This is a genomic window from Streptomyces sp. NPDC104106, from assembly GCF_055584345.1.
Window position 1 is genome coordinate 608,135 of the sequence record NZ_JBVJMF010000002.1, and the last position, 18,908, is coordinate 627,042.

General features: G+C 73.5%; 19 protein-coding genes. 8 read left to right on the plus strand and 11 right to left on the minus strand.

From position 1 onward, the window contains the following. Positions 1-2: 2 nt before the first annotated feature. Positions 3-1,523, plus strand: a complete 1,521-nt coding sequence (locus ACZ60X_RS06655; RefSeq protein ID WP_469594101.1) for an NCS1 family nucleobase:cation symporter-1 — start codon at positions 3-5, stop codon at positions 1,521-1,523. Between the two features lie 17 nt (positions 1,524-1,540). On the opposite strand, the gene ACZ60X_RS06660 is transcribed toward ACZ60X_RS06655, so the two are convergent. The 8 genes from ACZ60X_RS06660 to ACZ60X_RS06695 form a co-directional block, all read right to left on the minus strand. Further along, positions 1,541-2,230, minus strand: a complete 690-nt coding sequence (locus tag ACZ60X_RS06660) for a hypothetical protein (protein WP_469594104.1) — start codon at positions 2,228-2,230, stop codon at positions 1,541-1,543. A 115-nt stretch (positions 2,231-2,345) separates the two neighbouring features. Next, on the minus strand, positions 2,346-2,885 hold the full coding sequence (locus ACZ60X_RS06665; RefSeq protein WP_469594106.1) for a hypothetical protein: 540 nt from the start codon (positions 2,883-2,885) through the stop codon (positions 2,346-2,348). Then, a complete protein-coding gene (locus tag ACZ60X_RS06670) occupies positions 2,882-3,358 on the minus strand; it encodes a hypothetical protein (RefSeq protein WP_469594111.1) in 477 nt (158 codons plus the stop codon). Before ACZ60X_RS06670 ends, ACZ60X_RS06665 begins: the two co-directional genes overlap by 4 nt. 37 nt (positions 3,359-3,395) lie before the next feature. After that, the gene (locus ACZ60X_RS06675) at positions 3,396-4,691 is read right to left on the minus strand and encodes a WXG100 family type VII secretion target (RefSeq protein WP_469594114.1); all 1,296 of its coding nucleotides are present in this window, start codon (positions 4,689-4,691) and stop codon (positions 3,396-3,398) included. Beyond that, entirely contained in the window at positions 4,691-4,993 is a 303-nt protein-coding gene (locus tag ACZ60X_RS06680) for a DUF6317 family protein (protein WP_469594117.1), read from the minus strand. The genes ACZ60X_RS06675 and ACZ60X_RS06680 overlap by 1 nt, the downstream gene beginning before the upstream one ends. Continuing rightward, positions 4,990-5,496, minus strand: coding sequence for an SAV_915 family protein (locus ACZ60X_RS06685; RefSeq protein ID WP_469594120.1), 507 nt, complete (start codon positions 5,494-5,496; stop codon positions 4,990-4,992). The genes ACZ60X_RS06680 and ACZ60X_RS06685 overlap by 4 nt, the downstream gene beginning before the upstream one ends. 188 nt (positions 5,497-5,684) lie before the next feature. Beyond that, entirely contained in the window at positions 5,685-6,749 is a 1,065-nt protein-coding gene (locus tag ACZ60X_RS06690) for a lipoate--protein ligase family protein (protein ID WP_469594122.1), read from the minus strand. A gap of 269 nt (positions 6,750-7,018) precedes the next feature. Further along, entirely contained in the window at positions 7,019-8,359 is a 1,341-nt protein-coding gene (locus ACZ60X_RS06695) for a S53 family peptidase (RefSeq protein WP_469594125.1), read from the minus strand. A 280-nt stretch (positions 8,360-8,639) separates the two neighbouring features. Between ACZ60X_RS06695 and ACZ60X_RS06700 the strand changes: the two genes are divergently transcribed. From ACZ60X_RS06700 to ACZ60X_RS06715, 4 genes are all read left to right on the plus strand, one after another. Then, entirely contained in the window at positions 8,640-10,460 is a 1,821-nt protein-coding gene (locus tag ACZ60X_RS06700; RefSeq protein WP_469594128.1) for a gamma-glutamyltransferase family protein, read from the plus strand. Positions 10,461-10,545: 85 nt separating this feature from the next. Then, complete coding sequence (locus ACZ60X_RS06705) at positions 10,546-11,394, plus strand: inositol monophosphatase family protein (RefSeq protein WP_469594131.1); 849 nt, start codon at positions 10,546-10,548, stop codon at positions 11,392-11,394. Positions 11,395-11,696: 302 nt separating this feature from the next. Then, positions 11,697-13,115 (plus strand): phytoene desaturase family protein, encoded by a 1,419-nt coding sequence (locus tag ACZ60X_RS06710; protein ID WP_469594133.1) that lies wholly within the window; start codon positions 11,697-11,699, stop codon positions 13,113-13,115. Next, entirely contained in the window at positions 13,112-13,621 is a 510-nt protein-coding gene (locus ACZ60X_RS06715) for an O-acetyl-ADP-ribose deacetylase (RefSeq protein WP_469594135.1), read from the plus strand. Before ACZ60X_RS06710 ends, ACZ60X_RS06715 begins: the two co-directional genes overlap by 4 nt. A 26-nt stretch (positions 13,622-13,647) precedes the next feature. On the opposite strand, the gene ACZ60X_RS06720 is transcribed toward ACZ60X_RS06715, so the two are convergent. The 3 genes from ACZ60X_RS06720 to ACZ60X_RS06730 all read right to left on the minus strand — a co-directional run bounded on the left by ACZ60X_RS06720 (position 13,648) and on the right by ACZ60X_RS06730 (position 14,800). Further along, a complete protein-coding gene (locus ACZ60X_RS06720) occupies positions 13,648-14,175 on the minus strand; it encodes a respiratory nitrate reductase subunit gamma (RefSeq protein ID WP_469594421.1) in 528 nt (175 codons plus the stop codon). Further along, positions 14,159-14,416 (minus strand): hypothetical protein, encoded by a 258-nt coding sequence (locus tag ACZ60X_RS06725; protein WP_469594137.1) that lies wholly within the window; start codon positions 14,414-14,416, stop codon positions 14,159-14,161. The genes ACZ60X_RS06720 and ACZ60X_RS06725 overlap by 17 nt, the downstream gene beginning before the upstream one ends. A 129-nt stretch (positions 14,417-14,545) precedes the next feature. Continuing rightward, positions 14,546-14,800: a hypothetical protein gene (locus ACZ60X_RS06730; protein WP_469594139.1), complete on the minus strand. Its 255-nt coding sequence runs from the start codon at positions 14,798-14,800 to the stop codon at positions 14,546-14,548. 360 nt (positions 14,801-15,160) lie between these two features. Between ACZ60X_RS06730 and ACZ60X_RS06735 the strand changes: the two genes are divergently transcribed. The 3 genes from ACZ60X_RS06735 to ACZ60X_RS06745 all read left to right on the plus strand — a co-directional run bounded on the left by ACZ60X_RS06735 (position 15,161) and on the right by ACZ60X_RS06745 (position 18,898). After that, positions 15,161-15,634, plus strand: a complete 474-nt coding sequence (locus ACZ60X_RS06735; RefSeq protein WP_469594141.1) for a MarR family winged helix-turn-helix transcriptional regulator — start codon at positions 15,161-15,163, stop codon at positions 15,632-15,634. Positions 15,635-16,358: 724 nt separating this feature from the next. Next, complete coding sequence (locus ACZ60X_RS06740; protein ID WP_469594143.1) at positions 16,359-17,303, plus strand: methylenetetrahydrofolate reductase; 945 nt, start codon at positions 16,359-16,361, stop codon at positions 17,301-17,303. Positions 17,304-17,416: 113 nt separating this feature from the next. Further along, positions 17,417-18,898 (plus strand): AlkA N-terminal domain-containing protein, encoded by a 1,482-nt coding sequence (locus ACZ60X_RS06745; RefSeq protein ID WP_469594145.1) that lies wholly within the window; start codon positions 17,417-17,419, stop codon positions 18,896-18,898. Positions 18,899-18,908: the final 10 nt, after the last annotated feature.

Here is an 18,908-nt window from a genome sequence, read left to right on the forward strand (position 1 = left end):
CCATGACCGACACCGCTCCCGCGGCCATACCCCCGTCCGGCCAGGTCACTCTCCCCGACGGGCGCGTGGAACTCGCCCCCGGCACCCCGCCGCCCAGCGGCCCCTACGCCAACGACGACCTCCTCCCGGTCCCCGCCTCCGGGCGCACCTGGACGACCTACAACTTCTCGGCGCTCTGGGTCGGCATGGCCCACAACACCGCTTCCTGGACCCTCGCCTCCGGTCTGATCGCCGTCGGCATGGACTGGCGCCAGGCGGTGTTCACCATCGCCCTCGCCAACCTGGTCGTCCTCGTCCCCATGCTGCTCACCGGCCACGCGGGCCCCAAGTACGGCATCCCCTTCCCGGTCTTCGCCCGCGCCTCCTTCGGGGTGCGCGGCGCCAACCTGCCCGCCGTCGTACGGGCGTTGGTGGCGTGCGGCTGGTTCGGCATCCAGACCTGGATCGGCGGCGAGGCGATCTACTTCCTCGCCGGCAAGCTGATCGGCGACAGCTGGGCGAACGCCGCGCACGTCGGCGGGCACGCCTGGACCATGTGGCTGTCCTTCGCGCTCTTCTGGGCCCTGCAAGTCGCGATCATCCACCGGGGCATGGAGACCATCCGCCGCTTCGAGAACTGGGCCGCGCCGTTCGTGATCGTCGGTGCCCTGGTGATGCTGGGCTGGATGAGCAGCAAGGCCGGCGGCGTCGGCCCGCTGTTCGACCAGCCCTCCAGGCTCGGCTGGGGCGGCGGCTTCTGGAAGCTGTTCTGGCCGTCCCTGATGGGCATGATCGGCTTCTGGTCCACGCTGTCGCTGAACATCCCCGACTTCACGCGCTACGGCAGGAGCCAGCGGGCCCAGACCTGGGGCCAGGCACTCGGTCTGCCGACCACCATGACGCTGTTCGCCTTCCTCTCCGTCCTGGTGACGTCCGGCTCACAGGCGGTCTACGGCACACCGGTCTGGGACCCGGTCCAGCTGGCCGCGAAGACGGACAACGCGGTGGGCCTGCTCTACGCCCTGGTCACGGTCCTGGTGGCCACCCTCTCGGTGAACATCGCGGCCAACCTGGTCTCCCCGGCGTTCGACTTCTCCAACGTGGCGCCGAGGAAGGTGAGTTTCCGCACCGGAGCGCTCATCACCGCGGTCCTGGCGGTGCTGATCATGCCCTGGAAGCTGTACTCAGACCCGCAGGGCTACATCTTCACCTGGCTCGGCCTGGTCGGCGGGCTGCTCGGCACGGTCGCGGGCATCCTCGTCGCCGACTACTGGCTGCTGCGCCGAACCCGGCTGGACCTCGCCGACCTGTACCGCGCGGGCGGCCGCTACTGGTACGCGGGCGGCTGGAACTGGCGGGCGGTGGCCGCCTTCCTCGCGGGCGGTGTCCTCGCGATCGGCGGCGCCAGCTTCAGGCCCCTGCTCGACGGCCGGCCCGTCCCGGCCCTCGCCCCCCTGGCGGACTACGGCTGGGCGGTGGGACTCGGCACGTCGCTGGTGCTGTACCTCGCCCTCTCCCTGCTCACGGCCCGCCGGGAGAGCTGACCGGGCGGCGACGCCGGCTACCCGGAGCGCCCGCCCCCGAGCGCGCCGGCCGCTGCCCGTGCCGCCTTGATGGCGCCCTGGTTGATCTCGTCCGTACCGGGAGCCTGCTTCGTGTCGAAGTCGCTGCCGTTGTAGGTGACGAGCACCAGGGCGTTGGAGACGCGGACCATCACCACGCCCTCGCGGGTCTGCTGCTTGTCCTCGGTGGTGAGGTTCACGACGGAGTAGGCGCTGTCCCCGAGCCCCGGTACGGCGCCGCCGCCGCTCTTCGCCGTGACCCGCTGCTGGTACTCCTGCTTCGCCTCCTGCTCCGACCCGCTGATCTCGAAGGTCACGTCGAGCCAGCGGTAGCTGTATCCCTTGAGGGCGTTCCAGGAACAGGTGCGGCGCAGCGTGGTGTCCGTCGACGGGATCTCCTTGCCCTGCGCCTTCGCCCCGGGCACCAGGGCCGTGACGGTGGCCGTGGGCACGCTCGTACAGGGCGCGGGCGCGGTGCTGTACTTCTTCGTCCCGCCGGTGGACGACGGGTCGGCGGAGCCGGCGGATCCGGCCGAGGCGGACTGGGCCGGCGCCTTCTGGGCCGCCGGCGAGCCGTCGGCGGCCGGCGTCGCGGCCGGACCGGACGCCAGCGCCCAGCCGGCGCAGGCGATGACGGCGACCGGTGAGATCCGCGCGGTGAGCGCGAGCGGCAGAGGAAGAGAACGCACGGCGCACTTCTCGTGGGGGAGGGGGTGCGGAGGGGGTCCGCATGGTGGACGTGGACGTCAGTGTCACACGACTGCGTGTGGGGCGGAAGTGAAAACTCGCAGTGTGGCCGTACGGTCACGACATCCCCTTCGCGACCGCACCACTCTGCCCGTTATGCGTGGCCAGCCAGCGGCGGCCGCCGACTTCGGAGGGGTATTCGCGGACGGTGAGCCAGGCGAGCATCCAGCCGACGAAGTAGGCCGCGAACACGGGCATGACGGGCGCGGCGATCAGCACCAGACCGCGGCCGAGGGCGATCCGGCCGGGGACCCGCCGATCGTGGTCCTGCTTGGCCAGCCGGGTCTGCTGCGGGGTGGGCGGATCGAGAAGGGCCTTGCGGTGGTCCCGGCGCTGCCTGAGCCAGCCCCGGAACGCGGCGACGCACCCGGCGGCCACCTGTACCGCGTCGGAGACCCGGCGCACGGTCGGCGGCCATTCGCTGCTGAACCCCGCGTAGAGGGCGACCGCGAACCAGCAGAACATGGCCATGATGAGCAGCATCGCGACGGTCGTACGGGCACGCGAGAGCCAGTAGAGGGCACCGCGTCTGTACCAGGTCCTGCCCAGCTTCGGCAGGGACGGGATGTCAGCCTGTGGGTGGGGGCTCCGCGTCATCGTCCGGCGGGGTGCTCCTGGAGCCAGCGGCGGGCGCCGACCTCGCTGGGGTACTCGCGGACGGTGAGCATGCCGGCGGTCCAGCCGACGGCGTACGCGGCCAGTGCCGGCAGCACGGGTGCGGCCACCAGCCAGAGGAAGCGGCCGGCGACGGCCAGACCTGTGGAGCGGCGGGCCTCGTCCCGCTTGGCGGCGCGGAACTCGTCGGGGGTGGGCGGGTCGAGGAGCTTCCTGCGGTGGTCGCGGCGCTGTACCAGCCACCCCCACACCAGGGCCACGACGGACAGCACGGCCTGCGCCCAGTCCCACACCGTGCGGAGCGTCGGCGACAGACTGCCGCGGAAACTGCCGTAGAGAACCAGCGCGATGTAGCAGCAGAAGGCCAGGACCGCGAGCCAGAGGACGGCACTGAGCGCACGGCGCAGCCAGTAGCGCGGGCCGCGCTCGTACCAGGTGGTCCCGAGTCCCTGCACAGCGGGGATCCTGACGGGGGCCGCGGCGGCCCCGCCCTCAGAAGATGCTCTTGATGCCATGCCACACGTCGTCTTTCAGTCGAACGAAATCGTCGCCGGTCTTGGACAGCACGTGTCCCGTGCCGGTCAGCACGCCGCCGACCACACCGTGGTCGTGGATGTCCTCGCTCCAGTGCTCGTGGAGGGAGTGGTCGATGATGCCGGTCGCGCCGATCACGACGGCACCGCCGACCCCCGCCGCCACCGCGACGGGCACGTCGAACGGCGCGGCGGCCACGAGACCCGCCGTGATCGCCGTACCGGCCACCAGGCCCGCCACGTTGGCCCCGCCGTCGGTCGCGACCGAACGCTGCCACGACCAGCCCGCGTCATGGTCGCCCTTCGCCTCCAGCAGCCCGCAGGCACCGGCCGCGGCGACGTCCAGGACCGGGATCTCCTTCAGGAAGTCCGGGACCTTCTCCAGGCTCTCGCCCGCGCGCAGCGCGTCCGCCGCGTCGGCCAGCTTCACGTTCAGCGCCCGGTCGTACGGCAGCGCGGTGCTGCCGTTGTCGGCACGGGCGATGGCCTCCTCCAGGGAGTCGACCTTGGTGACGGCGTCGCGGTAGGCGCTCTTGGCGGGCAGGTCCTTGGGCAGTGACTGGCCCGCCTTCTGGTACGCCCTGCGTTCCGCCCGCAGTTCCTTCTTCGCGGCCTGCGCCGCGTTCTTGGCGTCGTCGAGTTTCGCGCGGGCCTCCTTGCCGCCGGCCCGCGCGTCCTCGGCGTCGTACGCGTACAGGCCCCGCAGATAGTCCGCGATGGTGACCTTGTCCCCGGCGGTCGCCGGGTCCGGCGCCGTCACCTGGTCGTACAGCCCCTGCAACTGCTCCGCCGCCTGAAGCCGCGCGTGCTGGGCGGTATGCAGGATGTGGGCGCGCGCCGCGAGGTAGTCGTTCTTCGCGGAGAGGGCCTTCTGGTCCTGCGCGCTCGGCGGATCGGCCGACACGCGGTCCTTGGGCATGCCCTTGTCGTCCGTCTCGACCCCCTTGCCGGAGGCGATGTACTGGGCGTTGTGGAGGGACGCCTCGCACGTCGACAGCGCGTCGGCGAGCGTCCCCAGGATCTCGCCCGCCTGGTGCACCAGTTCGGCGAAGCCGCCGGCCGTGATCTGGTCCTCGCTCCACTTGGCGCGGAACGTCTGGGCCGCGTCGCCGGTCCAGCCCGAGTCGCCCGCCAGTTTCTCGACGGCTCCGCTGAGCGGCTTCACGACGTCGTCGAGTTTGCCCTTGGCGTTCTTGTACGTGTTGGCCATCGTGTGCAGGCCGTCGATGTCGCCGCCCACCCAGCTGTCGCCCATCAGTGCAGCCCGTCCGTGAGGTCGTCGAAGACACCGTGGATGTCCACGTCGTGCCGGTGGAAGGAGTCACGCGCGTACGCGGCCTTGTCACCGTGCTCATCCAGCCGGTCCGCGAGCGCGAGGTGCATGCTGACGATGAGGTCGGCGACTTCCTTGATCGCGTCGTCCAGGCCCGGGTCGCCACCGCTCACCACGGGCGGTGACACGTCGGGGGCCAGCTTCCGGTAGGTGCCGGACTCGTCGTGGAACGTCTTCGCCAGGGTGGACAGGTCGTCGTAGATGACCTTGAAGTCGGCCGTCACCGCCGTACCTCCCGTGCGTAGGCGACCAGGTCCTCGGGCCGCCAGTTCGGTGCCGAGGGCGCGATCCGCGGATCGAGCAGGACGGTGGCGCCGTGCTCTTCCATCCCTTCGGCCAGTGGGCCGAGGGAACCGGCGATCCACGGCTGCGCCTCCCCGAGCGCCGCCACCAGCCTGTCCAGCGTGGTGAAGGCGAAGGCCACGGTGCCGTGCGACGGGTGGGCGAACAGCTCACAGACGATGAAGGGCACCCGCGCCGGGCGGCCGTCCGTGCCCGTGCCCGCGACGGACCGGGGATGCGCCGGGACGAACACCGGTGTGTGGTAGGCGGGGACGCCCGGCTTGGGCCCCGGCCGGGCGTCCGTGTCCGGCCGGGGCGGCGGTGCGGCGTCCACCAGGTCCAGCAGCGCCGAGCGGCGCGGCTCGGGAGTCCGCTGCGCGAGGCCGCCCCCCGCCGGTTCTGGTTCCAGGAAATCGTGCAGCCGTGAACGTATCGGCGCCCCCACCGCCGTCACCTTCTTCCCCGTGTCTCGCGTGGCTCTCGGGCCCGACCACGTTAGCCACGGGGCAACGGGGCAAATCCGGCTATGTCGGGGTGCCGGAGCGGACGTACACGGAACTCATACGACCGCTTGGCCGAGCGTGGGGCAGTCCTTGACCGGTTGATGAACCGGTCCCACGGGGGAGCCGGAGGCTACGGCACCCGTGCCGTCCACTCCGCCGACGAGAACTTGGTCCGGGCCAGCTCCTCGGCCCGCCGCAGTTCCTCGTCCGTGACCTTGCCCGGCGCCAGGCCGTACCGCGCGCGGAACGACTCGATCATCCGGTCGATGACCGCCTCGCGGGGCAGCCCCGTCTGCCGGCGCAGCGGATCGACCCGCTTCCGCGCGCTGCGCGTGCCCTTGTCCGACAGCTTCTCCCGGCCGATGCGCAGCACCTGGAGCATCTTGTCGGCGTCGATGTCGTACGACATCGTCACGTGGTGCAGCACGGCCCCCGCACCCCCGCCGGGCCCCACGACCCGTTTCTGCGCCGCGCCCGCGATCTTGCCCTGGTCGGTGGCGATGTCGTTCAGCGGCTGGTACCAGGCCTTGATGCCCATGTCGCCGAGGGCGCCGAGCACCCAGTCGTCCAGATAGGCGTAGCTGTCCTGGAAGGACAGGCCCTGCACGAGGGAGTCGGGCACCGACAGCGAGTACGTGATCGTGTTGCCGGGCTCGACGAACATCGCTCCGCCGCCGGAGATCCGCCGCACCACCTCGATGCCGTGGTGCGCGGCCTCCTCGGCGTCCACCTCGTTGCGCAGCGACTGGAAGCTGCCGATGATCACCGCCGGGGCGCCCCACTCCCACACCCGCAGGGTCGGCGGGCGGCGGCCCGCGGCGACCTCGGCCGTCAGCACCTCGTCCAGTGCCATGTGCAGCGCGGGCGGCTGCGGGCTCTCGTGGATCAGCTGCCAGTCGTAGTCCGTCCAGTCCGTGGCGTGCGCGAGCGCCCGGCGCACCGCGATGCCGACGCCCTCGGAGGTCAGGCCGTACATCACCGTCCCCGCGGGCAGTGCCGCGTCGATCCGCGCGGCCAGCCCCGCCGCGTCCGTGTCCGCCGGGGCGCCCTCCAGCGCGCGGTTCACGGCGTCCAGCGCCTCGTCCGGCTCCAGGAAGAAGTCGCCCGCCACGCGCGCGTGCCGCAGCACGCCGTCCTCGGCCTCCACGTCCACGACGACGAGCTTGCCGCCTGGCACCTTGTACTCACCGTGCACCGTCCGGGCCTCCGTACTCCCGCCGTCCTTCCCCACCCACGGGATCAACGGCCCGGCCCGCCGCCGTGTTCCCCGACCGCGGACGTCCCGGTTCGCGCGGGGCGCGGTGGCCGGTGGTCGGTCGCCGCCTTAGGCGCGTCACCCCTCTGTGGTCCGTGTGCCGGGCCGGGACGCCGGCGTCCCGGCCGGCTAGACACGCGACAAGGGCTGGGCCCGCGCCGCAGGGGTGCGACGCGGGCCCAGCCCTGGCCCGCCCGAGGGCGCCGCCGTCAGAAGGCGCCGGTGCCGTTGGGTGTGCCGAGGCCGGTCGGGCCGTCGTATCCCGGACCCGCGGTGCACAGGTAACTGCCGCCGCAGGAGCCGTTGCTGCCCGACGTGACGTCGTTGAGCGCCGACGTGTGACCGTACGGGTACGAGCCGCCGGCGACCTGAGAGGTGTTTCCGGCCAGTGCGTAGACGCCGGCGATGATCGGCGACGCGACGCTGGTGCCGCCGACTTCGACCCATCCGTCGGCACCCTGGGCGAGACCGAGTTGCAGCTCGGTGTCGCACAACAGCGCGCCACCGCAGCTGCTGTACGTGTCGTAGACCGCCACCCCGGTGTTGGGGTCGGCGACCGCGGACACATCGGCGACGGCGCGCTTGGCGCATCCGGAGTCGTGCTGCCAGGACGGCTTGGCCTCGTACGCCGAGCAGCCCGAGCCCGCGCCGCTCCAGGCCGTCTCGGTCCAGCCGCGGGAGTTGGACGCCCTGCTCAGCGAGGTGCCGCCCACGGCGGTGACGTACGGGGAGGACGCCGGCCAGGAGACGCCGTAGCCGGAGTCGCCCGAACTCGCCGTGATCGCGACGCCGGGGTGGTCGAAGTGCGAGTCCAAGGAGGTGACGGTGTTGTCCTCGGGCCCGCCCCAGCTGTTGGAGACGGACACGACGCCCGGTGTCGCGGCGGCGGTGTCCTCGGCCCTCATGAGGTCCGGGACGTTCGTCGAGTTCGCTTCGACCAGGAGGATGTGGCAGCCGGGGCATGCCGCGGAGACCATGTCGAGGTCGAGGCTGATCTCCTCGGCCCATCCGTAGTCACCGGAGGGCAGCGGCGCCGCCTGACCGCTCTGGTTCACCTTGCTGAAGCAGCCGTTGGCGGTGGTGCACGGCGGCAGACCGTAGGCGCTGCGGTAGGCGGCCAGGTCGGACTCGGCGTTCGGGTCGTCCATGGCGTCGACGATCGCCACGGTCCGGCCGGACCCGGAGGCGCTGCCCAGCTTGTAGGCGGACCGCAGATCGGACGGTACGTACCCCGTCGTGGTCGGGGATCCGGTGGTGAACGGTGACATGCGGCCCGAGGGGGTGCGGTGGGCTTTCATGACCCCGAAACAGCGGGCCTGTCCCGCCCGCACGGGACGGTCACAGCCGAAGTCCGCCGTACTCGCGGAGCCGGACGCGCGCGGGGCGGACGGGAGGCCGGCGGCCTGGGCGCCGTCGGCCAGACCGACGGTGAGGGCGGTGACGGTGAGGGTGAGCACCGCGGTGAGGGCGGCCGCCGTCCGCCGCACCCGGCGTCTCGGTCGGTGGCGGTGGATCACCAGGGATTGGCGGGGTATCTCGCTTGGCTGCATCAAGCCTCCGTGCGGTTTCAGGCGGTTCGGAAAGGGCCGGACATGACGAAAAACAGCGTTGACAGACGACGTGTCAGGTCAGCTGTAGGCCGGTTGGTTCACCATGCGGCCGCCCTCTCGGCCTGGTCAAGGTCATGCCAATGCAGGTCTTGTGAGGCTGCCGGGGTGAGCGAGTGAACCGCCCTTGGGGGATGCCGCCGCTGTCCGGGGCGGCACGGTGCCGGCCGCGGACTGCTTTGATGTCGGACAGGCCGGCCGGCGCACACACACGAGGTGACAGATGCGGTTCACGACTCGACCCACGCTTCAAGGCACCTTCGGCATGGTGTCCTCCACCCACTGGCTGGCCTCCCAGTCGGCGATGGCGGTCCTGGAGGACGGCGGCAACGCCTTCGACGCCGCCGTGGCCGGAGCGTTCGTGCTGCACGTGGTCGAGCCGCACCTGAACGGTCCGGCCGGCGAAGTGCCGATCCTGCTCGCCCCGGCGGGCGGCGACGTGCGCGTCCTGTGCGGACAGGGCGTGGCCCCGGCCGGCGCCACCGTCGCGCACTACCGGGGCCTCGGGCTCGATCTCGTCCCCGGCACCGGGCCGCTCGCGGCCGCCGTGCCCGGCGCCTTCGACGCCTGGCTGCTGCTCCTGCGCGACCACGGCACCAAGGGCCTCGACGACGTCCTGAAGTACGCGATCGGCTACGCCGAGCACGGGCACGCGCCCGTGGAGAAGCTCGGCGCGACCGTGGAGAGCGTGCGGGAGCTGTTCGAGACGGAGTGGACCTCGTCCGCCGAGGTGTACCTGCCCGGCGGCCGGCCGCCCCGGCCCGGCGAGCGGTTCCGCAATCCCGCCCTGGCCGCGACCTGGCAGCGGCTGCTGGCCGAGACGGCGAGCGGCGGGGACCGGGAGGCGCGGATCGACGCCGCGCGCGCGGTGTGGCGCTCCGGCTTCATCGCCGAGGCCCTGGTGCGCCAGTCCCGGCGGCCCACCCTGGACACCAGCGGCGAACGGCACAAAGGCACGCTCGCCGAGGCAGATCTCGCCGGCTGGTCGGCGACCTACGAGACCCCGGTGACCCACGACTGGGACGGCTGGACCGTCTGCAAGGCCGGCCCCTGGAGCCAGGGCCCGGTCCTCCTCCAGCAACTCGCCCTGCTCCCCGATGAGTTGCCCCCGTACGGCACCGCCGACTACGTCCATCTGCTGATCGAGAACTGCAAGCTCGCCATGGCCGACCGCGAGGCCTGGTACGGCGACGCCGCCGACGTGCCGCTCACCGAGCTGCTGTCGCGGGACTACAACACCGGCCGGCGCGCCCTGGTCGACGCCGAGGCTTCCTGGGAGCTGCGGCCGGGCAGCCCCGGCGGACGCACTCCCCGGCTCCCGGCGCAGGCGTACGCGCGCGTGGAGCGCGGGGAGGGCCTCGGCTTCGACCCCATGGGCGCGGGCGAGCCGACGGTCGCCCAGCTCCCCGGCGAGCCGCACGTCGCGGCCGACGGCACCACCCGCGGCGACACCTGCCACCTGGACGTCGTCGACCGCTGGGGCAACATGATCGCGGCCACGCCCAGCGGCGGCTGGCTCCAGTCCAATCCGGTCGTGCCCGAGCTGGGCTTCCCGCTCGGCACGCGCCTGCAGATGACCTGGCTGGAGGGCGGACTGCCGAACTCCCTCACCCCCGGCCGCCGCCCGCGCACCACCCTCACCCCGTCCCTCGCGCTGCGCGACGGCGTACCGGTCCTGGCGTTCGGCACGCCCGGCGGGGACCAGCAGGACCAGTGGCAGCTGCACTTCCTGCTCGCCGCCGCCCTGCGCGCCCCCGTCCGCGGCGGCCTCGACCTGCAGGGCGCCATCGACGCCCCGAACTGGCACAACGACAGCTTCCCCAGCTCCTTCCACCCGCGCGGCCGGCACCCCGGCAGCGTGACCGTGGAGTCCCGCATGGACCCCGGCGTGGTGGAGGAGCTGCGGCGGCGCGGTCACGACGTCACCGTGGGCCCCGCCTGGTCCGAGGGCCGCCTGTGCGCGGTCGCCCGCGACCCCGGGACGGGCGTGCTGTCGGCGGCGGCGAACCCGCGCGGGATGCAGGGGTACGCGGTCGGCCGGTGACGGCGTCCCCTGCCCTTCATCCCGATTCCATCCGATGTGCACCGGGCCGGAGGGGATTGTCAGTGGGGTGTGCTCTCATGGACGCATGATCGAAGAGATGACGGAAACCATCGACGAGTTTCTCGCCCGCCGCTCGGCCGACGTGGAGGAGGCGGTGCGCACGGCCGCCGCGGCCGAGATCCTGCCCCGCTTCCGCTGCCTCACCGAGGACGAGGTGGACCAGAAGAGCGGACCGCACGACCTGGTGACGGACGCCGACCGGCTCGCCGAGAAGCGGCTCACCGAGGCGCTCGGTGCCCTGCTGCCCGGCTCGGTCGTGGTCGGCGAGGAAGCGGTGCACGCCGACCCGGCGACGTACGAGGCGCTCCAGGACGACGCCCTGGTCTGGATCGTCGACCCGGTCGACGGCACGCGCCAGTTCGTGCGCGGCGACGACGGGTTCTGCACGCTGGTCGCGCTCGCCCGGCGGGGCGTCGTGCTGGCCTCCTGGACCTATGCCGCGGCGCGCGGCCAGATGGCCACCGCGGTCCGCGGCCGGGGCGCCTTCCTCGACGGCGAGCGCCTGTTCGCGGGCCCGCCCGCGCCGGGCCGGGACCTCGTCGTCGCCACCTCCCACCCGGACTACACCACCGACGAGGAGAAGCACGCCCTGAGCGTCCTGTGGACCGACGGCCTCGCACCCCGCCCGTGCGGCTCTGCGGGCCTGGAGTATCTCGCCGTCGCCAGAGGCGAGTCGGACGCCGTCGCGTTCTCCTGGGAAGCCGCCTGGGACCACGCGGCGGGCCTGCTCCTGGTCGAGGAGGCGGGCGGCGCCCACCTCACCCGCGACGGCGAACCGTTCCGGGTGACCGGAGGCAACGCACTGCCCTTCACGGCGGCCCGCGACACGGTGACCGCCGAGCGGGTGGCGCGACTGCTGCGCACCGCCCCCTGACCAGACCGGTCCGCCCCACGCCCGCGTACCCCGCCTGCGGCGGCGTCTGTGGCGCCCGTGCCCCGGGTCGGACCGTGCCGCGGCCGCCCCGGCTCCGGCGGCCGTCGCGCGCACCCGGCGCCGGCCCACACGGGTATCCGGCGACCGCCGCGCCACCCCATGCCACTCGTCTCCCCGGCCGGCCCCCGAGGCAAGCCCCTCCGGACATCCGGTGGTGCGCCCGGCCACCCGGTTCCGGGCGGTGTCAGAGGTGCGGCATATCCTGATCCCGAGTGGCCATCGGCTGACGAAGGGGTCCGAAGGTGCCGTCGATGCTCGATGCGGTCGTGGTGGGGGCGGGGCCGAACGGGCTGACCGCTGCCGTGGAGCTGGCCCGGCGCGGCTTCGCCGTGGCGCTGTTCGAGGCGAGGTCCACCGTCGGCGGCGGTGCCCGCACCGAGGAGCTGACCCTCCCCGGCTTCCGGCACGACCCGTGCTCGGCCGCCCACCCCCTCGGCGTCAACTCCCCGGCCTTCCGCGCCCTTCCCCTCGACCGCTACGGCCTTCAGTGGCTGGACTCCGAGCTGCCGATGGCGCACCCCTTCCCCGACGGCACCGCGGCCGTGCTGTCCCGCTCGGTGGCCGAGACGGCCGCCTCCTTCGGGCCACGCGACGCGGGCGCCTACCGCCGGCTGGTCGAGCCGTTCCTCGCCCGCTGGGACACCCTCGTGCGGGACTTCATGTCCCTGCCCCTGACCGCGCTTCCCCGCGACCCCCTCACCCTGGCCCGCTTCGGCCTGGCCGGACTCCCGCCGTCCACCTGGCTCACGCGCCGCTTCAAGGACGAGCGGGCCAAGGCCCTCTTCGCGGGCCTGGTCGCCCATGTGATGTCACCGCTCGACGGCCTGGCCACCGGCGCCATCGGCCTCGTCTTCGCGCTGGCCGCGCACGCCCGCGGCTGGCCGGTGCCGCGCGGCGGCTCCCAGGCGATCTCCGACGCCCTCGCCGCGTACCTGGCGGACCTCGGCGGCGCGGTGCACACCGACTACGAGGTCAAGCGCCTGGACGACCTGCCGCCCGCGCGCGCGTACGTCTTCGACACCTCGCCCACCGCCCTGGCCCGCATCGCCGGCTTCGGCGACACCTACGCGCACTACCGCTACGGCGCCGCCGCCTTCAAGATCGACTACGCGCTGGACGGCCCGGTGCCCTGGGCGGCTCCCGAGGCGCGCGTCGCCACCACCGTCCAACTCGGCGCGAGCCACGCCGAGATCGGCACCGCCCTGCGCGCCGCCTCCCGCGAGGGCCGCGCCCCCGACCGGCCGTTCCTGATCACCGTGCAGCCCAGCATCGTCGACCCCACCCGGGCGCCCGAGGGCAAGCAGGTCTTCTGGGCCTACGGCCATGTGCCGAACGGCTGGTCCGGCGACCTCACCGACGCGCTCGAACGCCAGCTGGAGCGGTTCGCCCCGGGCTTCCGCGACCGCGTGCTCGCCCGCGCCGTCGCCGGCCCCGCCGAGCTGGCCGCCCACAACGCCAACTACGTCGGCGGGGACATCGCCTGCGGCGCGGCCTCCGGGCTCCAGCTGCTGCTGCGCCCCAGACTGTCCCTGTTCCCCTACCACACGCCCCATCCGGCCGTCTTCATCTGCTCCTCGGCCACCCCGCCCGGACCCGGTGTGCACGGCATGTCGGGGCACAACGCGGCCAAGGCCGTATGGCGCAGACTGAGGCAGACATGACCACCATCACCCTCGTCCGGGGCGACATCACGCGGCAGAGCGCCGACGCCATCGTCAACGCGGCCAACTCCTCCCTCCTCGGCGGCGGGGGTGTGGACGGCGCCATCCACCGCCGGGGCGGTCCCGCCATCCTGGAGGAGTGCCGCGCCCTGCGCGCCTCGCGGTACGGCAAGGGGCTGCCGACAGGCCGGGCGGTGGCCACGACGGCCGGTGACCTCGACGCCCGATGGGTGATCCACACCGTGGGCCCGCGTTTCGTACCGGACGAGGACCGCTCCGAGCTGCTCGCCTCCTGCTACCGGGAGTCCCTGCGCGTCGCGGACGAGCTGGGTGCCCGCACGGTCGCGTTTCCCGCCGTCTCCGCCGGTGTCTACGGCTGGCCGCTTCAGGACGCCGCCCGGATCGCGGTGGAGACGGTGCGAGCCACGGACACGGCCGTCGAGGAGGTTCGGTTCGTCCTCTTCGACGACCGGGCGTACGAGGCGTTCGGCGCCCGACTGCGCTGATCCTCCGTGCGGTTCGCTCTCCCGCGTCACCGCCGCGCGGGCAGCGCTCCGCCCCGTGAGCGGTAGACCACGTAGGGGCGTACGACGTAGCCGAGCGGGGCGGTGAAAGCGTGCACCAGGCGGCTGAACGGCCACAGCGCGAACAGGCCCAGGGCGAGCAGGGCGTGCATCGACATCGCCGGGATCGGGGAGAAGCCGGCGACCCGGTCGGGGCCGTGGGCGGCGATGGTGTGCGCGTGTGCGGCTGCCGCGATCTCCAGCGCCTCCTGCCAGCCCACCCGCACCAGGCCGCCCTTGCCGCGCGCCGACTGGTAGCGCCGCCGCTTCACCGGATCCCCGGTGACCTCCGCCCACGCGGCCACGGGATCGCCGAGCCGGGCGCGGGCCTCGCGGTACAACTCCAGGAGCACACCGCGTACATGGGGGTACCGGACGCGGGTGGGCGAGTAGGTGTACCACGAGGCATGCCGTGGCCGCGTATCTTGTCCGAGCCGTAGCGGGCCATGAACCCGATGACGAGGCCGCCCAGGACCGGCATCACGGCCAGCAGCCAGCGGTGCGGGGTGTCCGCGGGACGGCGGTGCCCACGCCGAGGCGGCCGAGGAAGGCCAGGTTGGTGATGAGCGCGATGAGCTTCAGCAGGCACGCCGCCACCAGCGCGGCGACGGCGCCGACGGGGATGGCGAGCGCCGTGATGACCACGACGCGCGGGGGTACGTGGAAGTCGCCCGGGTGCGGGATCTTCAGGGCGGGTCGGTGGCGGCCGGGGGCTGTGGATCCGGCTGAGGAGGGCATATGGGCTCTCCGATGTCGCGTGCGTACGGCGGCAGGGGGGCTGGGCGCGGGCGACGCTGCCCGCGCGAGTGGACGTCTTGGGGAAGCGGAGAGGGTGAGGGCGTGCGGGTGGGGCGGCGGGAGGCCCCGTCACCCGTTCCGGGGTACGGCACGGGCGGAGTCGACCCGTCCTTGGCGCAGGATCCGCATCCGGTGTCCGCCGCACACCCGGCAGGTGTTCGCCGTGAGCGGGGAGGGCACGCGAATCCCGCCGCGCACGTAGTACGCGGCGCGAAGACACCCGGCGGCATCGCGGACGTGCCGGATGCCGTAGGCGCCCTCCCAGGCGTGCCCGCAGCGCAGACACACGAAGGAATAGGCTTCGTGGATCGGCTCGGATCTCATCGTCATCACCTTCGGCACCGGCTCCCACGCGCCCGCTCGGACCGGATGCCCGGAGCTTATCATTGCAGTCTGCAATGGTCGCCATGGGTGAGGGAGGATGTCCGAATCATGGACAGAATCGGAGGAAGAGGAGCCATGGCCCAGCAGGACAGCGCCCCGGACCGGGCCTCCCGTCGGGAGGCCCGGCCGCAACCCGTTCCGGCACCGGGTGCGGGGAAGCGGGGCCGGGCGCGAGGACCGGAATCGGGACCGGAACCGGGGAACCGGGAGCAGGGGCAGGGACCGGAGTCGGGCCCGGGGTCGGAGAGTCCGTCGGACGAGGCGCTGGACCGGGAGGCTGAGGAAGTCACCGTCGCCGTGATGGCGGCCTCCCGGCTGATCGTCGCCCTGTCCGCCCGCGCCCTCGGCTCCGTCGACGTGCCGCTGACCCTGCCCCAGCTGCGCTCCCTCGTCGCCCTGCACGCGTGCGGCCCGATCAAACTCGCCGCGATGGCCGCGACCCTGGGTGTCACCCCGTCCACCGCGCTGCGCATGGCCGAACGCCTGGAGGGCCTCGGCCTCACCGACCGGCGGGTGAATCCGGACAACCGCCGCGAGGTCGTCCTACGGCTGACCCGTGCCGGTGAGGACCTGGTGGACCGCGTCCTCAGCCACCGCCGGGCGGAGATCCGGGCCCTGGTCGAGCGACTGCCCGCACCCGAGCGCGCCGGCCTGGTCCCGGCCCTGACCGCCCTGACGGAGGTGGCCGGCGCCCTCGACCCCGGCCTCGCCCCGACCGACGAGGCGGGCCGCCTGGCGGGCGTCGTGGACGACCCCCTGAACCCGGCCCCCTGACACCCCCGGGCCGCGGCCCGCAGCCCGGCGGTCTCCGACCCGGCGGCATCCCCGCCATCCCCCGGCTCGTCGACCGCTCGTCCCGCCCCGGCAGCGTGGCCGCTGTCTTCGGCTCGCCGGCTGGTCGTCCTTGGACCGGTGGTGCGCCCGCGGTCTGTGGCTCGGTCGGGTCGCGGCGGTCTTTGGCCGGCTGGTCGTCTTCGGCTCGGTGGTGTTGCGGCGGTCTTTTGGCTGGCTGGCCCGGTCGTCGTGGGCTTGGTAGTGGCCCCGCGGTCTTTGGCGCGCGCTGGCTGGGCGTCCTCGGCCGGGGAGTGCCCCGGCTGGCCCGGCCCGCCGCGCGGTCGTCCTGGGCCCGCCGTCTGGTCTTTCCCGGCCGGCCTGCGCCCTGCCGTTTCCGGCCTGCCACTCTGCCGTTCCCGGCCCGCCGCCTCGCCCTCCCGTGCGCGGTCGCGGAGCCGCCGTCGCCTGCCCGGCAGCGGGGCCGCCGTCCGGCAGTCACCGTCCCCGGCGGGCGGCCGGCGTTCGTGGTCCGACGGGCGCGCAGCCGGCCGGCACCCGGGCCCACCCCGGCAACTCTCCGGCACCGGGTTCACGTCACCGCACGCGACAGCCCCAGCCACCCACCTCCCAGCCCCACCCCACCCCCGTGACATCATCGGCCGAGGCCACGAGCACAGCCACGGGCCACAGCGTCAGTCACCGCCACCGCCGTACGAGGAGCGCGATGAACACCGGGTCCACCGTCATGCCGGCGGTCGGTGCCGCTCTGCTGGAGGACTTCTCGCTGGAGATGACCGGGAAGGACGTGTCCCGGCTGGAAGAGGCGCGGGACGGCATTCCGCCCGGTACCCGGATCAACATCACCTTCCTCGCCGGCGAGGACCTCGCGACGCGGCGCGCGGCCGCCCGCGCGGTCAAGCGGCTCGGCTTCGTGCCCGTGCCGCACGTCTCCGCACGCCGCCTGCCCTCCCGCGGTGCCCTGGAGGAGTTCCTGTCCGCCCTCGCCGAGGACGGCACCGCCGAGAACGTCTTCGTCGTCGGCGGCGACCCCGCCCGGCCCGAGGGCCCCTACGAGGACTCCCTCGCCGTCCTGCGCACCGGACTGCTCCAGCTCCACGGCGTCCGGCACGTCGGCATCAGCGGCTACCCGGAGGGCCATCCCGCGATCGCCGACGGCACCCTCTGGTCGGCGCTCACGGACAAGGCGGCGGCCATCGGCGCGCACAGCTTCACCGGCGACGTCATCACCCAGTTCGGCTTCGACGTCGACCCGGTCCTCACCTGGCTGGAGGCCGCCCGCGCCCGCGGTGTCCACCTCCCCGTCCGCGTCGGCGTGCCCGGCCCGGCGGGCGTGCGCCGGCTGCTCGGCTACGCCACCCGGTTCGGCGTCGCGACCAGCGCCTCCGTCGCCCGCAAGTACGGCTTCTCGCTGACCAACCTCATGGGCACGACCGGCCCCGACCGCTTCCTGCACGCTCTCGCCGACCGCTACGACCCCGAGCGGCACGGTACGGTCAAGGTGCACTTCTACACCTTCGGCGGCCTGCGCCACACCGCAGAGTGGATCGCCGGATTCCGGGAGAGGAGCGAAGGGAACGGCCAGAGCCGTGCCCTCCGCGACACCGACGGGCACCGCGTCGGACAAGGCCCCCGCGCCCCGCGCCGGTAGACCGGCGTACGGCCCCGAACGAGGCAGGAGCAAGAGACAACCCGGCAGGCCCCGGAACGCTGATGTCGGATTTCCGCCAGCGAGCGAGCGACCCGGTGGCCGATCCTTGAGGCATGCAGACAGCCACGCACCTCGACCGGGAGACCTGCGTCCGCGCCGTGCGCTCCAAGGACGCGCGGTTCGACGGATGGTTCTTCACGGCCGTCCTGACCACCCGGATCTACTGCCGGCCCAGCTGCCCCGTCGTCCCGCCCAAGCCGGAGAACATGACCTTCCACCCGAGCGCGGCCGCCTGCCAGCAGGCCGGTTTCCGGGCCTGCAAGCGCTGCCGGCCCGACACCAGCCCCGGCTCCCCGGAGTGGAACCAGCGCGCCGACGTGGTCGCCCGCGCCATGCGCCTCATCGCCGACGGCGTCGTGGACCGCGAGGGCGTGCCCGGCCTCGCCGCCCGACTCGGCTACAGCACCCGCCAGGTCGAGCGGCAGGTCCTCGCCGAGCTGGGCGCGGGCCCCCTCGCGCTCGCCCGCGCCCAGCGCGCCCAGACCGCGCGGCTGCTCATCGAGACCAGCGCGCTGCCCATGGCGGAGATCGCCTTCGCTGTCGGTTTCTCCTCCATCCGCACCTTCAACGACACCGTCCGCGAGGTCTTCGCCCTCTCCCCGAGCGACCTGCGCGCGCGGGCGCCCCGCAGCGGCCCGGCGCCCGCCCCCGGCACTCTCTCGCTGCGACTGCCGTTCCGCGCCCCGCTCAACCCCGACAACCTCTTCGGCCACCTCGCCGCCACCGCCGTACCCGGCGTCGAGGAGTGGCGCGACGGCGCCTACCGGCGCACGCTGCGGCTGCCGTACGGCCACGGGATCGTGTCCCTCGCCCCGCGCCCCGACCACATCGCCTGCCGGCTCACCCTCAGCGACCTGCGCGACCTGACCGTGGCGATCAGCCGCTGCCGGCGCCTGCTCGACCTGGACGCCGACCCGGTCGCCGTCGACGACCAACTGCGCACCGACCCGTTCCTCGCGCCCCTGGTCGACAAGGCACCGGGCCGCCGGGTGCCGCGCACGGTCGACGAGGCCGAGTTCGCCGTCCGCGCCGTCCTCGGACAGCAGGTCTCCACGGCCGCCGCCCGCACCCACGCGGCCCGCCTGGTCACCCGGTACGGCAAGCCGCTGGACGACCCCGAGGGCGGACTCACCCACCTCTTCCCGTCGTCCGAGGCCCTCGCCGGCGTCGACCCCGAGGCCCTGGCCATGCCCCGTACCCGGCGCACCACCTTCACCACCCTCGTCCGCCGACTCGCCGACGGCACCCTCCACCTGGGCGTGGAGTCCGACTGGGGCGAGACCCGCGCACGGCTGCTCGCCCTGCCCGGCTTCGGCCCCTGGACGGTCGACGTCATCGCCATGCGGGCCCTCGGCGACCCCGACGCCTTCCTCCCCACCGACCTCGGAATCCGGCGCGCCGCAGGCGAGTCGGGGCTGCCCGCCACCCCCGCCGCGCTCACGGCCCGCGCCGAGGCCTGGCGGCCCTGGCGGGCCTACGCCGTGCAGTACCTGTGGGCCACCGACAGCCATCCGATCAACTTCCTCCCCGTGTAAGAAGGTTCGA

Coding starts and splice junctions, on each gene's coding strand:
- ACZ60X_RS06735 (WP_469594141.1), top strand. CDS start 15,161: ATGGCGGCCTCCCGGCTGATCGTCGCCCTGTCCGCCCGCGCCCTCGGC.
- ACZ60X_RS06705 (WP_469594131.1), top strand. CDS start 10,546: ATGATCGAAGAGATGACGGAAACCATCGACGAGTTTCTCGCCCGCCGC.
- ACZ60X_RS06740 (WP_469594143.1), top strand. CDS start 16,359: ATGAACACCGGGTCCACCGTCATGCCGGCGGTCGGTGCCGCTCTGCTG.
- ACZ60X_RS06715 (WP_469594135.1), top strand. CDS start 13,112: ATGACCACCATCACCCTCGTCCGGGGCGACATCACGCGGCAGAGCGCC.
- ACZ60X_RS06665 (WP_469594106.1), bottom strand. CDS start 2,885: ATGACGCGGAGCCCCCACCCACAGGCTGACATCCCGTCCCTGCCGAAG.
- ACZ60X_RS06745 (WP_469594145.1), top strand. CDS start 17,417: ATGCAGACAGCCACGCACCTCGACCGGGAGACCTGCGTCCGCGCCGTG.
- ACZ60X_RS06730 (WP_469594139.1), bottom strand. CDS start 14,800: ATGAGATCCGAGCCGATCCACGAAGCCTATTCCTTCGTGTGTCTGCGC.
- ACZ60X_RS06700 (WP_469594128.1), top strand. CDS start 8,640: ATGCGGTTCACGACTCGACCCACGCTTCAAGGCACCTTCGGCATGGTG.
- ACZ60X_RS06655 (WP_469594101.1), top strand. CDS start 3: ATGACCGACACCGCTCCCGCGGCCATACCCCCGTCCGGCCAGGTCACT.
- ACZ60X_RS06725 (WP_469594137.1), bottom strand. CDS start 14,416: ATGCCCTCCTCAGCCGGATCCACAGCCCCCGGCCGCCACCGACCCGCC.
- ACZ60X_RS06695 (WP_469594125.1), bottom strand. CDS start 8,359: ATGCAGCCAAGCGAGATACCCCGCCAATCCCTGGTGATCCACCGCCAC.
- ACZ60X_RS06675 (WP_469594114.1), bottom strand. CDS start 4,691: ATGGGCGACAGCTGGGTGGGCGGCGACATCGACGGCCTGCACACGATG.